Source organism: Streptomyces sp. JLYT201 (assembly GCF_059448825.1).
This window is the reverse complement of the sequence record NZ_CM182551.1, coordinates 3,752,730-3,766,641: the sequence shown is the minus strand read 5'-3', so window position 1 is coordinate 3,766,641 and position 13,912 is coordinate 3,752,730. Positions and strand designations below refer to the sequence as shown.

Annotated in this window: 10 protein-coding genes; 7 read left to right on the top strand and 3 right to left on the bottom strand. The window is 74.3% G+C overall.

Going from position 1 to position 13,912, the window contains the following annotated elements; all coding sequences use genetic code 11:
- Positions 1–101: 101 nt before the first annotated feature.
- The 7 genes from AC5WAM_RS15115 (at position 102) to AC5WAM_RS15085 (ending at position 9,159) form a co-directional block, all read left to right on the top strand.
- Positions 102–1,685 carry a S8 family peptidase gene (locus tag AC5WAM_RS15115; RefSeq protein WP_495522876.1) on the top strand — a complete coding sequence of 528 codons (1,584 nt, stop codon included), beginning with the start codon at positions 102–104 and terminating at the stop codon, positions 1,683–1,685.
- A gap of 290 nt (positions 1,686–1,975) precedes the next feature.
- Positions 1,976–3,232, top strand: a complete 1,257-nt coding sequence (locus AC5WAM_RS15110; protein ID WP_495522875.1) for an alpha/beta hydrolase — start codon at positions 1,976–1,978, stop codon at positions 3,230–3,232.
- Between the two features lie 146 nt (positions 3,233–3,378).
- Positions 3,379–4,131, top strand: coding sequence for a GntR family transcriptional regulator (locus AC5WAM_RS15105; RefSeq protein ID WP_366794346.1), 753 nt, complete (start codon positions 3,379–3,381; stop codon positions 4,129–4,131).
- A gap of 426 nt (positions 4,132–4,557) precedes the next feature.
- Positions 4,558–4,740 (top strand): SPOR domain-containing protein, encoded by a 183-nt coding sequence (locus AC5WAM_RS15100; protein WP_030687960.1) that lies wholly within the window; start codon positions 4,558–4,560, stop codon positions 4,738–4,740.
- 24 nt (positions 4,741–4,764) lie between these two features.
- A complete protein-coding gene (locus AC5WAM_RS15095) occupies positions 4,765–5,169 on the top strand; it encodes a (deoxy)nucleoside triphosphate pyrophosphohydrolase (protein WP_495522874.1) in 405 nt (134 codons plus the stop codon).
- 277 nt (positions 5,170–5,446) lie between these two features.
- Positions 5,447–5,899 (top strand): ATP-binding protein, encoded by a 453-nt coding sequence (locus AC5WAM_RS15090; RefSeq protein ID WP_495522873.1) that lies wholly within the window; start codon positions 5,447–5,449, stop codon positions 5,897–5,899.
- Positions 5,900–6,084: 185 nt separating this feature from the next.
- Positions 6,085–9,159, top strand: a complete 3,075-nt coding sequence (locus tag AC5WAM_RS15085; protein WP_495522872.1) for a SpoIIE family protein phosphatase — start codon at positions 6,085–6,087, stop codon at positions 9,157–9,159.
- Positions 9,160–9,288: 129 nt separating this feature from the next.
- Here the strand turns inward: AC5WAM_RS15085 and AC5WAM_RS15080 are convergent, their stop codons facing one another.
- The 3 genes from AC5WAM_RS15080 to AC5WAM_RS15070 all read right to left on the bottom strand — a co-directional run bounded on the left by AC5WAM_RS15080 (position 9,289) and on the right by AC5WAM_RS15070 (position 13,878).
- Positions 9,289–10,002 (bottom strand): PspA/IM30 family protein, encoded by a 714-nt coding sequence (locus AC5WAM_RS15080; protein WP_138961593.1) that lies wholly within the window; start codon positions 10,000–10,002, stop codon positions 9,289–9,291.
- Between the two features lie 165 nt (positions 10,003–10,167).
- Positions 10,168–12,186 (bottom strand): TPM domain-containing protein, encoded by a 2,019-nt coding sequence (locus AC5WAM_RS15075; protein WP_495523588.1) that lies wholly within the window; start codon positions 12,184–12,186, stop codon positions 10,168–10,170.
- Between the two features lie 426 nt (positions 12,187–12,612).
- Positions 12,613–13,878, bottom strand: a complete 1,266-nt coding sequence (locus AC5WAM_RS15070; RefSeq protein WP_495522871.1) for an alpha/beta hydrolase family protein — start codon at positions 13,876–13,878, stop codon at positions 12,613–12,615.
- Between the last annotated feature and the right edge of the window lie 34 nt (positions 13,879–13,912).

The following is a 13,912-nucleotide window of genomic DNA, read 5'->3' as shown; positions in this document are numbered from 1 at the left end:
GTTGACCACTGATCAACTCGGCGTAGACATGCCGCCACTGCATTGTCATGCCCCTGTCGCATCCCCCACAGGCGCACCACCGATCGAGGAGGACCCCTCAGATGGCAGTGACGCGTCACAGTCGACGAAGACTGACAGGTGCAGGCCCGCTCGCCCTGGCCGCCGCCACGGCGGTCGCCCTCGGTGTCGTGTCCGCCCTTCCGGCGGCCGCGCAGCCGAGCGCCCCGGAAGGCGGGATCCAGTACGCGGGCGCCCCCGGCTCCGTCGCGAACAGCTACATCGTCACGCTCGACGAGGACGCCGCGAAGGCGGATTCGGCCAAGGGCCGTGCCCTGGCGACCAAGCACGGCGCGGAGATCGAGCGGACGTACAAGAAGGTGCTCAACGGCTACGAGGTCCACGCCTCGGAGGCCGAGGCGAAGAGGCTCGCCGCCGACCCGGCCGTCACCTCCGTCGTGCAGAACCGCACCTACAAGGTCGCCGGGACCCAGCCCAACCCGCCGTCGTGGGGCTTGGACCGCATCGACCAGCGCAACCTCCCCCTCGACCAGAAGTACACCTATCCGGACAAGGCCGGTGAGGGCGCCACCGTCTACATCATCGACACCGGCGTCCGGAAGAGCCACCAGGACTTCGGCGGCCGCGCCTTCGACGGCTACGACGCCATCGACAACGACAACGTCGCGCAGGACGGCCACGGTCACGGCACGCACGTGGCCGGCACCGTCGGCGGCATCGCGCACGGCGTCGCCAAGAAGGCGAAGATCGTCGGCGTCCGCGTGCTCAACAACCAGGGCTCCGGCACCACCGCCCAGGTCGTCGCGGGCATCGACTGGGTGACGCGCAACGCCACCAAGCCCGCCGTCGCCAACATGAGCCTCGGCGGCCCGGCCGACAGCGCGCTCGACACGGCCGTGCGCAACTCCATCGCGGCGGGCATCACCTACGCCGTCGCTGCGGGCAACGAGACCACCAACGCCAACACCCGCTCGCCCGCCCGCGTCACCGAGGCCATCACCGTCGGCGCCACCACCAACACCGACGCCAAGGCCAGCTACTCCAACTTCGGCACCGTCCTGGACCTGTTCGCGCCCGGCTCGAACATCACGTCGACGTGGAACACCAGCGACACGGCGACCAACACCATCTCCGGCACGTCGATGGCCTCGCCGCACGTCGCGGGCGCCGCCGCCCTGTACGTCGCCGAGAACCCCACGGCCACCCCGGCCCAGGTCTCCCAGGCCCTGGTCAGCGCGGCCACCCCGAACGTCGTCGGCAGCCCCGGCACCGGCTCGCCCAACCGCCTGCTGTACGTGGGCGGGGGCGGCACCAACCCGCCGGGACCGAAGTTCGAGAACGGCGCGGACTTCTCCATCACCGACAACTCCTCCGTGGAGTCCCCGATCACGGTCTCCGGCGTCGCGGGCAACGCCCCGTCGACGCTGAGCGTGCCGGTCGCCATCAAGCACACGTACATCGGTGACCTGAAGGTCGAGCTCGTCGCCCCCGACACCACGGCGTACGTCCTCAAGGACTTCGGCGTGGGCGGCAGTTCGGACGACATCAACACCGCGTACACCGTCGACGCCTCCTCCGAGACCGCCAACGGCACCTGGAAGCTCCGGGTGACCGACAACGCGGACCAGGACGAGGGCACCCTGGACAGCTGGGGTCTGCAGTTCTGAGCCCCTCCCCGGCACAGCGGTGACATGAGTCAGTGACCTCGCCCCCGTGGTGCGGTTCCCGGGTCCTTCCCGGGCGCCGCCCGCGGGGGCGAGGCCGTGCGCGGGGGACGGGGTGTTGGGGCCGGTGGGCCGGCGGGGCGACGCGTTGGCGGTCGGTGGGGCGGTGGCCGCTGGGGCGGCGGTCGGTGGGGTGCGCGGGGCGCGCGGGGCATGCGGGGCATGCGGGGCGCGGGGTGGCCTGGAAGGTGAACCTAAGGGCCTTTTGTCTGCTTCTGTGATAGTTCTGTGGGGTGGTCATCCGCGGGCTCCTGGCCGTCCTCTGCCTGCTCAACGCCGCGCTCGCCGTGCTCGTCGCCGCACCACTGCCCCGCGTCCCCGCCCTCGTGGCCGTCGCCGTCGCGGTCACCTCCTGGAGCCTCGTCCTCGTCCTGCCCGCGCTGCTCGGGCTCGCGGCCGCCGTGTGCGCGGCGCGGCGGTGCCCGTGGTGGGCCGGCGCCGCCGCCCTCACCGCGTTCGCCGCCCTGGTGTACGGGGCGATGCCGTACGCGGCGGCGCACCGCACCGCCGAGCGCCACGGCGCGACCCTGGACCTCGGCACGTACGTGAGCGGCGGCGTCAACTACGCCAAGACGCCCGCCCGGGGGCGCGGCATCACCTACGCGCGCCCCGGCGGCGAGCGCGTCCGGCTCGACCTGTGGACGCTGCCCGAGCGGCCCGCGCTGCGGCGGCCCGCCGTGGTCTGGGTGCACGGCGGCGGCTGGAACAAGGGCCACCGCAGCCAGTCGCCCCGCTGGAACCGCTGGCTCAACGCGCGCGGCTGGTCGGTCTTCGACATCGACTACCGCCTCGCGCCGCGCGTCACCCAGCTCGACCAGATCCGTGACGTACGGTGCGCGGTGCGCTGGGTGCGGCGGCACGCGCGCACCTACGGCGTGGACCCCGAGCGCCTGGTCCTCGCGGGCAGTTCCGCCGGTGGCAACCTGGCGCTCGCCGCCGCCTACGCGCAGGCGCCCTCCTCGCACACGCCGGGCGCATGGCGTGCGGCGGGTACGAAGAGTGAGCACCGCACGCGGTCGGCGTGCGCGATGCGTGACCGTCCCGTGGCCGGAGTGGTCTCGCTGTACGGGCCCACGGACATGCGGCGCCTCATCGAACGGACCGTGCTGCGCGCCGATCCGCTGATGCCGCGTCTCATGGGCGGATCGGCGGCCGGTGCGCCCGAGCGCTACCGGCTCGGCTCGCCCGCGCGGCTCGTCCACCACCGGGTGCCGCCCACGCTGCTCCTGCACGGCGGCGCGGACCGGGCCGTGCCGGTGGCGCAGGCGCGTGACCTGGCCCGACGCCTCGCCGTCGCCGGGGCCCCCGCGACCTACGTCGAACTGCCCTGGGCCGACCACTGCTTCGACGTCAACTGGGGCGGGTGGGCGAGTCAGGTCGCGCGGGCCGCGCTGGGGCGCTTCCTGGACGGGATCGCGGGTCGGTCGCCCCGCTCCGCCGGTGTCACCGGCCGGACGCATGAGCGTCAACTGGCCGGGAATCACGGATAGTTGAGGGATATAGCGCCGGAAAGGCGCTGCGTAAAGCCCTGCGGACCGGGAAATCATCACTTCGGGTGATTCCTTGGCCTAGGGTTGCGGCCAACAACCCACGGTTGCCACGCTGTTGCTGTCTGTCAACCTGATGGGAGTGGCCAGTGACTTTCGGTGAGCAGCCGGCCTATCTGCGCGTCGCGGGCGATCTCCGTAAGAAGATCGCCGACGGTTCGCTGCCTCCGCACACCCGGCTCCCCTCGCAGGCCAGGATCCGCGAGGAGTACGGCGTCTCGGACACGGTCGCCCTGGAGGCCCGCAAGGTCCTCATGGCCGAGGGCCTGGTCGAGGGGCGCTCCGGCTCCGGCACCTATGTGCGCGAGCGCCCCGTCCCGCGCCGCATCGCGCGCACGGGGTTCCGCGGCCCCGGCGCCTCCTCGCCCTTCCGTCAGGAGCAGGCCGCCGACGGCACCCGCGGCACCTGGGAGTCCCGGAGCGAACAGGCCGAGGCGACCGGCGCCGTCGCCGAGCGGCTCGGCATCCGCGTGGGCGACCGCGTCATGTGCACCAAGTACGTCTTCCGGGACGCGGGCGAGGCGATGATGCTCTCCACCTCCTGGGAACCGCTCGCCGTCACCGGCCGCACCCCCGTGATGCTCCCGGAGGAGGGCCCCCTCGGCGGCTGCGGCGTCGTCGACCGCATGGCCGCCATCGACGTCGTCGTCGACAACGTGGCCGAGGAGGTCGGCGCCCGCCCCGGCCTCGCCGAGGAGCTGCTCGCGCTCGGCGGGGTGCCCGGCCACGTCGTCCTCGTCGTCCAGCGCACGTACTACGCCTCGGGCCGCCCCGTGGAGACCGCCGACATCGTGGTGCCCGCCGACCGGTACCGCGTCGCGTACCACCTGCCCGTCCGCTGACGGTCCGTCCGGCGCGCTCCCGGCCCTCCGGCAGCCGTCCGCCGACGCCGGAATCTGGCCTTTCTCGCGGCCCGACCCGCCCTGGCCCATTACCTGTTGGTCATGTGCACGCCTTGGCCGGGTCCCGCCTGGCCCGTCCTTCCGCGAACGTCGAGCGCCCCGGTGGGCGGGGCGCACGGTGACGGGGCGCCTGGGTCAACGGGGCGTAAAGGGAGGAGAGTTAGGGCTCGTCGCGGCCGGTTGTGGCCGACGCAGGGGGCGCATCCACGAGGGTGCGCCCCCTGCGCGCTGGCCGATTGCGTATCTCTTTGTGCAAAGTCGTATCCGCTGCGTAAAGGTCGGGCGTAAGCTCGGGCATATGCGGAATGCGGTTTCCTTACTGATCGAGGCGTGGGGTGCGCCGGGGGTGGGGAGCGGAGGGACGGCATGAACGACGGGACGGTCATACTTCCCTGGCTCGTGATACGGCAAGACGACAACGGCAACCGCTACCGCGTCGGAAGGTACGCGACCAAGGCCGAGGCCCAGAAGATCGCCGACAGCCTGGACGACCGCGGGCACAAGCAGCTGTACTGGATCGAGCGGCTGAACCAGAACGGCGGGCGGTGACGCCGCGGGCGTAGGCTCCGGCGCATGACTGAGCGGATCGTGGTGGTCGGCGCCGCGCTGTACGACGGCGAGCGCCGCCTTCTGGCCGCGCGCCGCAGCGCGCCCGAGGAACTGGCCGGGCGCTGGGAGCTGCCGGGCGGCAAGGTGGAGCCCGGCGAGCGCGACGAGGACGCGCTGGTGCGCGAGCTCAAGGAGGAGCTGGGCGTCGAGGCGGAGGTCGTCGACCGCGTCCCGGGGGAGTTTCCCCTCGGGCGCGGCTATGTGATGCGGGTGTGGCGGGCCCGGCTGCTCGCGGGGGAACCGCGGCCGCTCCAGGACCACGACGCGCTGCGCTGGCTGGAGCCCGACGAGCTGTGGACGGTGGAGTGGCTGGCGGGGGACGTGCCGGCCGTCCGGGCGCTCGGCCTCGCGGGCCGGGACGAACGGTAGCTCCACCGAGGCTCCCCTCCCTGTGTTCTGTGTGGACCCCTCCTCGGGCGTGGCCCCGGCCCTCCTCGGGCGTGGCCCCGGCCCTCCTCGGGCGCGGCCCCGGCGCGGCCCCGGCGTGGCGGGAGGGGGTCCGGCGCGCCTCTGTGCGGCGCGGGGCGACAGGGGGCGCGCGAGGTTCGTCAAGGTGAGGTTCTGCTTCTCGTACGCCGTTCGTGCCACAGTGCCACCTTGAACACGGTAATCCCACCGGGATATCGGGTATGTGCCCATTAACCCCATGAAACCGGACATAGATCCGCCGCTCGGCTGGGAAGTGATCGGCGTGCTCGACACCGAAGGCGACTGCGCCGAGTGGGACTTTCCCGCGGACCCGGGCGCCGTCCGTACGGCCCGCGCCGTCGTCCGCAAGCAGCTGGGCGACTGGGACCTCGCCCCTCTGGGCGACGTCGCCGTCCTGCTCGTCAGCGAACTGGTGACCAATTCCCTGCGGTACGCGTCGGGGCCCATCGTCGTCCGGCTCGTCCGTCCCGAGGGCCCGCTGGGCATGCTCCTCGTCGAGGTGTCCGACCCCGTGCCCGACCCGCCGCGCGAGCGCGTCGCCGCGCCCGACGACGAGGGCGGCCGGGGAATCCAGCTGGTCGCCAGGTCGTCGAGCCGCTGGGGCACCCGCCCGGGACGCACGGGAACGGCGGGGAAGACGGTGTGGTTCGAGCTGGCGCTGCCCGGTTAGAAGACAGGGAGCGTCGGTACGTACAAATGCACGGGCCGGACGCAAGGCGGTCACGGGCCAAAAAGGCGGCAAGTGCGTGCCGTGATCGTGAACGGCGTGTGGCACGGCCCCGTAGTGCTGGATACTGCGGGCAGCCACATCCGGTGACCGGTGCCGGATGCGGTGAGCTGGAGGGGACGGTTCGCGTGAGCGAGATACCAGCGAAGGCGACGGGTTCGACGCGGCCGACGGCGCGGGCGGGGCGGGCAGCCTCGTCGGCGGCCGGGGGCCCGGTCGGGACCGCGGCGTCGAGCGCGGGCGACGGTGCGCGTACCACCGCAGGTGGCGGCGCTGACCACGGCCCTGTCGGCGCGACAGCCGGTCACGGCCGCGGCCCCGCGGGCGCGGCCGGGCCCGAGCGCGCTGACGGCGGAGCGGACCGGGCCCCGGGCGCCACGGGAGAGGGACCCGCGAAGGGCACGGGCGGCGACCTGCCGGGGCAGGGCACGGGCGGCGGCGCGCGGCCCGACGAGGGCCGTGGCGTAGGGCGCGGCGCGTCCGGGACGGTAGATACCGGTGCGGCGCATGGCGTAGCCGGGGCCTCGGACGCCGTCGACGCGCGTCACCACTCCGCGGGCCGCGCGCGGCCGCGCGTCGAGGACCAGCCCCCCACGCAGGGCGACATCATCTGGCAGAACAGCCCTCCGGGCTCCCTCTACGACTACATCAAGGTGGCGTCGTTCTCGATCGGCCCGGACGGCCTGGTCGACCAGTGGAGCGGGCGGGCCGAGCGGCTGTTCGGCGTGCCCGCGCGGGACGCCGTCGGCAAGGACCCGATCGAGGCGTTCGTCCCGCGCGAGCTGCGGCCGCGCGGTCACCGGAAGATGGCCGAGATCCTCGACGGCCGGGAGTGGACGGGAGCGGTCCCCTTCCGCCTTCCGGAGTCGGCCGGGCCTGCGACGGCGTCCCCGGCCGCGTCCGCCGCGTCCGCCGCGTCCGCCGCGTCCGCCGCGTCCGCCGCATCGGCCGCGTCCGCCGCCCCTGTGCGCGAGGGTGTCGCCGAGGTCTATGTCATGCCCGCCAGGACCGCGGACGGCGAGCGGTCCGCCGTGTGTCTCGTCGTCGACGTCCGGGCGCTCCAGCAGATCGAGTCCGACCTCGCCGCCTCCCAGGCCCTCTTCGGCCAATCTCCCTTCGGGTTCGTCCTGTTCGGCACGGACCTCAAGGTGCAGCGCGCCAACCGCCGCTTCGCGGCCGTCTTCGGCGGCACCGCCGAGGACCACCGCGGCCGCACCGTCCACGACTACCTGCCGCGCAACGAGGCCGACCGCATGCAGGCCGCCCTGCGCCGCGTCCTGGAGACCGGCGAGGCCGTCAACGACATGCAGATCGTCGGGCCCGCCCCCGGCAGCAGCGAGCGCCGCCACTGGTCGGTCAACCTCTACCGCGTGCACAGCGGTTCGGGCCGCCCCATCGGCATCGCGGGCCTCGGCAACGACGTCACCAGCCGCCACGTCGCCGCCCGCGAGGCCGCCCACGCCCGCCGCAACCTCGCCCTCCTGAACGAGGCGGGCGCCCGCATCGGCAACTCCCTCGACCTGGAGACCACCGCCCGCGAACTCCTCGACGTCGCCGTCCCCGGCTTCTGCGACCTGGCCTCCGTCGACCTCTACCAAGGCCTCCTCGACGGCGACGAGACGCCGCCGGGGCTCGCCGACGGCAGTGCCGAACTGCGCCGCGTCGCCTTCGCCAGTGCCGTGGCCGACGCGCCCTTCCCCGAGGGCACGGGCCCCATCGACGTCGGCTCCGTGCACCGCTTCCCGTTCACCTCCTCCTGCGCCGACGCGCTGCGCACCGCCCGGGCGCGCCTCATCGCCGCCGGTGACGACTGCGGTCCGACCCGGCTGACCGGCGGCCTCATCCAGTCCACGCTGGCCGTCCCGATGGTCGCCCACGACACCGTCGTGGGCCTCGCCCAGTTCTCCCGTACGAAGGGCAGCGAGCCCTTCGGTGAACGCGACCGCGCGCTCGCCGGTGAGCTCGCCGCGCGCGCCGCCGTCTGCATCGACAACGCCCGCCTCTACCGCCGCGAACACGAGCGCGCCCTGATCCTCCAGCGCTCCCTGCTGCCGCCCGGCGACCCGGAGGCGGCCGGGCTCGACATCGCCTGCCGCTATCTGCCGGGCAACGCGGCCACCGAGGTCGGCGGCGACTGGTTCGACGTCATCGAACTGCCCGGCCACCGCACCGCCCTCGTCGTCGGCGACGTCATGGGCCGCGGCCTGCGCGCCGCCGTCACCATGGGCGAACTGCGCTCCGCCGTGCGGACCCTGGCCCTGCTGGACCTGGAGCCCGCCGAGGTGCTCGCCGCGCTCGACGAGATCGCCCGTGGCCTGGGCAACCCCTCGGGCCCGAGGCGCACCACGGCCCGGGGCGCCCGCGACACCGACGACCTCGCCGAGGTGTACCTCGCCACCTGCGTGTACGCCGTGTACGACGCCGTCACCCGGCGCGTCACCATCGCCAACGCGGGCCATCTGCCGCCCGTCCTCGTCGAACCCGGCGAGAGCGCGCTCATGCTCGACGTACCGCCCGGCATGCCGCTCGGCGTCGGCGGCGAACCCTTCGAGGAGGTCGAGGTCGACCTGCCCGAGGGCGCCCTGCTCGCCCTCTACACGGACGGCCTCGTCGAGTCCCGCGACCACCCGCTCGACGAGGGCCTGAACGCGTTCGTCAGCACCCTCACCGACCCCGAGCAGGCCCTGGAGGACATCTGCGACCACGTCCTCAGCACCCTGGACACCCACCACGGCGAAGACGACATCGCGCTGCTCATGGCGCGCGTCCAGGGACTGCCCGCCGAGCACGTCGGCGACTGGACGCTGCCGCGCGAGCCGCGCTCGGTGGGCCACGCCCGCGAGCTGGCGTGCGCGCGCCTGCGGGAGTGGGGCCTCGACGCGCTCGTCGACACCGCCGAGCTCCTCGTCAGCGAACTCGTCACCAACGCCCTGCGGTACGGCGAGGGCGAGATCCGGCTCCGGCTGCTCCTCGACCGCACCCTGGTGTGCGAGGTGTGGGACGCGGGCCTGGTCCAGCCGCGCCGCCGCCGCGCCCGCGACACCGACGAGGGCGGGCGCGGCCTCCAGCTCGTCGGCCTGCTGAGCGCGGCCTGGGGCTCGCGGCGCACCCCGCGCGGCAAGACGGTCTGGTTCGAACTGGCGCTGCCGGACGGGAACACGCCGCCGATGGATGCGGCGGAGGCGTTGATGAGCCTGTTCTGACGGGGCCTTGCGCGGGCTCCGGGTGGCCGCATGGTGGAAGCGCCCCGAAGGGGCGCGGGGAACTGCGCGACCAGCCTCGACGAACCCGCAGGCGAACGACGGCATGGCACGGCGGATCCAGCGGAGCGCTTAGGTGGTGGCCTTGAGCGCGGCGAGCCGGGCCTCGACCTCCGCCTCGTCGCTCAGGCTCTCCAACTGCTCGAACTGCGCGTCGAGCGACGACGCGGCCAGCTCCTCCCGGCCGAGCGCCCGCGCCTCCTCCCTGCGCACCTTCTCCTCGAACCGGCTCAGCTCGCTCGTCGGGTCGAGCACGTCCAGGCTCCCTGCGGCGTCGGCCATCCGGTTCCGCGCCTGCGCGGCCTTGGCCCGGGCCACCAGCTCGTTCCGCTTCGACTGCAACTCCGTCAGCTTGATCTTCATCGAGTCGAGGCCGTCCTTGAGCCGCGCGACCACGTCGCTCTGCGCGGCGATCGTCGGCTCGGCCTCCTTGGCCTCCTTCTCCGCGCGCAGCTGCCGCCCCAGGGCGACCTTCGCCAGGCCGTCGAACCGGTCGGCCTCGACGGCCCCGTCCGCCATCCGCAGCGCGTCCGCCTTCCGGCTCGCGGCCAGCGCCTTCGCGCCCCACTCGACGGCCGCCTTCTGGTCCTCCTCGTGGTCCTGCTCCATGAGCCGCAGGTCACCGATGGTGGCCGCGACGGCCTGCTCGGCCTCCTTGATGTTGTCCGTGTACTCGCGGATCAGCTGGTCCAGCATCTTCTGCGGGTCCTCGGCCTGATCGAGGAGGGCATGCACATTGGCCTTCGCCAGCTGGGTCACACGCCCGAGGATCGTCTGCTTGGTCATGTCGTCGCTCTCCTTGTCCGAGGCGTTGGCACCAGGCGGTTGGCACTGGATGTGGTGACGAAGCCTTGGCCCGGGGTCCTGGTTCGGCGTCCAGGCCCGGGGTCCTGGCCCGGGGCCCTGGCTCGGGGTCCTGGCACGGGGGTGCGGGTGAGCGCCGGGCCGCGTTCAGAACCGGCCACCGCCCCCCATCCGCCCCCGCGTCCCACCCCCGCCGAACGTCCCGGGCCCACCGCCCCCGAAGCCTCCGCCCCGGCCCCTTCCGGTCCCGCGCCCCAGCCCGCCGAGGACCTCCCCGAGGACGATCCCGCCGAGGACGGCACCGCCCATGCCGCCGCCCCGGCCGCCCGCGCCGAAGCCCCCGCCGTACGGATTGCCGTAGGCGCGGACGTCCCGCTCGGCGAGCGCCTGGGCCTGCCGCGCCAGGGAGTCGGCCCGCTGCGCATCGGCCAGGGCGGCGGCGGGGGCGGTGCCGCCGGGGGCCTCGGCCCGCTCCAGGTGGCGCTCCGCCTCCGCGAGCCGGGTCCGGGCCTCGGGGCCGACCGCGCCCCGGTGCGTCGTCACCTGGTCCCGGGCGGCGGCGACGGCGCTGCGGGCGGTGAGCAGGGCCTGGTCGAGGAGCGCCCGGGCCCGGTCGTCCTCGCTCGCGCGCCGCCGCGCCCCGGCCAGCGCCTGGTCGAGTGCCGCGTCGGCCTCCTCGACGCGGCGCAGCGCGTCGATCGGGTCGTACGCCCCCGCCGACAGCGCGCGCCCCACCTCCGCCACGACGGACTCGGCCCGGGCGATCCTGCCGCGCAGGTCGGCGGTCGGCGTGCCCGCGTCCGTGCCCTCGAGGAGGCCGTGCGCGTCGGCGAGGTCGGCCTCGGCCTCGCTCAGCGCGCCCGGCAACCGCCGGTCGGCCTCGGCGAGTTCACCGGCGAGCCGCGTCACGCCGTCCACGAACGTGCCCGCCTGGTCGACGGCTCCCTCCGCGGCGCGCAGATGCACGGCGGCCGTGCCGTTGTCGGCGTTGCCGACGGCCGCGCGGGCCTGGTCCAGCTGGCTCGCGGCGAACGCGAGCCGGTCCTTGGCCTGCGCCACGCTCCCGACGACCGTCTCGCTCGCCGTCGGCGCGTAGGCCGCCCGCAGCTCCTTGAGCGTCGTCTCCGCCTCCATGGCCCGCGCGTTGACCTGCCGGAGCGCCGTCTCGGCGTGCTCCAGGGCGGTGGGCGCGGTGCGCTCCAGGGAACGCAGCTCGTCGAACGCCGCCGCCTCCGCGTCGAGCCGCCGCCCCGCCTCCGTGCAGCGCGCCACGATCTCGTCGAGCATCAGCCGCCGCGTCGCGTCGTCCTCCGGGTACGCGTCGTCGAGCCGCTGCCGCAGCCGGAATGCCGCCGTCAGCTCCTCGCGCGCATACGCCACCGCCGCCGCGAACGGCCGTGCCGCCTCATCGCCGAACTGCGCGGTGGCGAAGCCCAGTTCCTCGGTGCTGGTGCGCACCGCGTCATCGGTCTCGACGAGCAGCCGCCCGGTGTGCGCGTCCAGCTCGGGCAGGGGCGTGACCCGCTGCGCCTCGCCCCGGCCGCCGGGCGTCGTCCGCGTGCTGAACCTCCGCCTGCGCCGCCGGTGGGCGACCGCGGCGAAGGTGCCCGCCACGCCGACCGCGACCACGGGCAGCACCAAGTCACCCGCCACCCCGTCGTCAGCCCCGCGCCCGCTGCCCGGATCCGCCTCACCGGGAGTGATCGCGGGCTGGGGCACGGGCTGCCCGGCGAGCACGGCCGCGTACCCCTGGGCCGCGCCGATCGCCGCTCCCGCCCAGTCGTGCTGTCGCAGGGCGGGCTCGATGGCGGTCGTGGCGACGTCCCTGAGCTGCGCCTCGCTGAACCGCGAGCCCTGTTCGGCCGAGTACGCGTACCGCCGGTCGTGGGTGGCCACGGCCAGCAGGATGTCGTCCGTCCCCAGGCCGTTGCGCTCGGCCGTGGTGTCCGCCCAGTCGCGCGCGGACCGTCCGGAGAAGTCCCGGACATAGGCCACGAAGAGCTGGATCTTCCGGTCGTCGTAGAGCTGGTCGAGCGCGTCGGCCACGGCGGCCCGCCGGTCCCCGAGCGCGCTCGCCCTGTCGGTGATCTGGCCGTCGCGGTCCAGGCGCACGGGGTCGTCGGCGGGCGCCGCCCGGCCATCGGAGACGGCGGCCCCGGCAGGCATCGCGGACGCCGAGGGCACGGCCACCGGCAGCCCGCACCAGAGGAGGAGCACGGCTGCCGTGGCCCGCGCGGCGGTGCGCGCCCACGCGGACGGCGGGGACGGCACAGCGGGCGCAGGCAGCGCGGACCGCCAGGACGACGGGAACGACGTCACATCTGGCAGCGTAGGGCGGTACCTGAGGCCCCGCGACCGGGGGCCGGACCGACGGCCTCTCGGACGGTGGAGGTGATCGGGCTGAGCGGGGCGGCGGTCATCGGACTGATCGGAGCCGGAGGTGCGGGCCTTCGACGAGGGGGTGCGGCCCGTGACGCGGCAGGACGAGCCCCGCGTCACCTTCGCCCAGGGGTATCTGTCGTGGCTGGAGCACGCGGAGCGGACGGCGGCCGAGGGCCGCCCCCGCTCCTACGGGGCGTAGCTCGCCCGGTGCTACGGGACGTAGCGCACCTCCGGGAACCGGGGTGACGGGCCGTCCAGGAGGTGGTTGTCCCGGTCGCGCAGCCAGCGGTCGAAGAAGGACGTCACATAGGCGCGCTGGGCGGCGACGGCCCGCTTCGGGTCGACGGTGCCTATGTTCTCCTCGATGACGGCTCGGGTGGCTCCGGTCTGGGGCAGCACGGCCGCGAGGTCGGTGTAGGTCTGGTGCCGGGAGCCGCGGAGGGTGAAGTCCCGCTTCCAGCCCGGGGTGTGGGACCAGAAGGCGCCCCATGAGGGCTCGGTGGTGTGGTCGCTGCCGTCTCGGCCCATGAGGAGCAGGGGGCGGTCGACGCCGTGCCGGGCCACCGGGGTGAGATGCGTGCCCTTGGGCTCGCCGTTGAGCTCCATGGTGCCGTCGAGGTTGACGGCGGCCTTGACGCGCTTGTCCTCGTACATCGTCTCGGCGGCGGCGATTCCGCCCGCGGACTGGCCGAACATGCCGACGCGGCCGCGGTCGATCACCCGGGACAGGCCGTGCGGCAGGGCGCCGAGCCGGTCGAGGACGAACTTGTCGTCGGCGACCCGGGTGTTCAGGACCTTCTTCAGGAGCCGGGACAGCGACCGGTCGTCCGTCACCTTGGCCAAGGCGTCCCGCAGGGGCTTGTCGCCCTTGACCGAACCGTCGGGGAACTGCACGCCCGGCGCCTCATAGGTGTGGTCGACGGTGATGACCACATAGCCGCGGCTCGCCATCTCCTCGACCAGGGAGGTGCCCCAGGTCCGCGGGTCGTTGGCCCCGGCGGAATAGAGCAGCACCGGGCGTCGGCCGCCGCGGTCGTCGACCGGGGCCGACGGGCGCGCGTGGGTGCGCATGCCCGGCCAGTCGACGGCGCCCTTCGCTATGCCATGCGGGGCGGCGGCGTCCCACCGCTCGGCCGCTCCCGGCGCCATGTACGGCGCGGGGGCGGGGTCGCCGCCGGTCTTCCGCGCCGGATACCAGACGCTGATCATCAGCTCCCGGTACGGCTGCGAGGTGATCCAGGGGTCGTGCCGGGAGTGGTCGACGAGGCGGGACGTCACCGTGCCGACGGGGTGGGGTCCTGTCGGGGCGGGCAGCACGGGGCGCACTCCGTCCTCGGGCTGTGCGCGCACCGCGCTCTCCGTCCCCCGTGCGAAGGCCGGGGCGGTGGCCGCGGCCCCCAGCGTCACCGCCGCCGCGAGGCCCGCGGCCACCAGCACCTTCATCGAGCGCGCGCTCCGCGCCGTGCGAATCTCCATGCCTCCATGCTGGCCGCGCGCCCACGCCGGAACC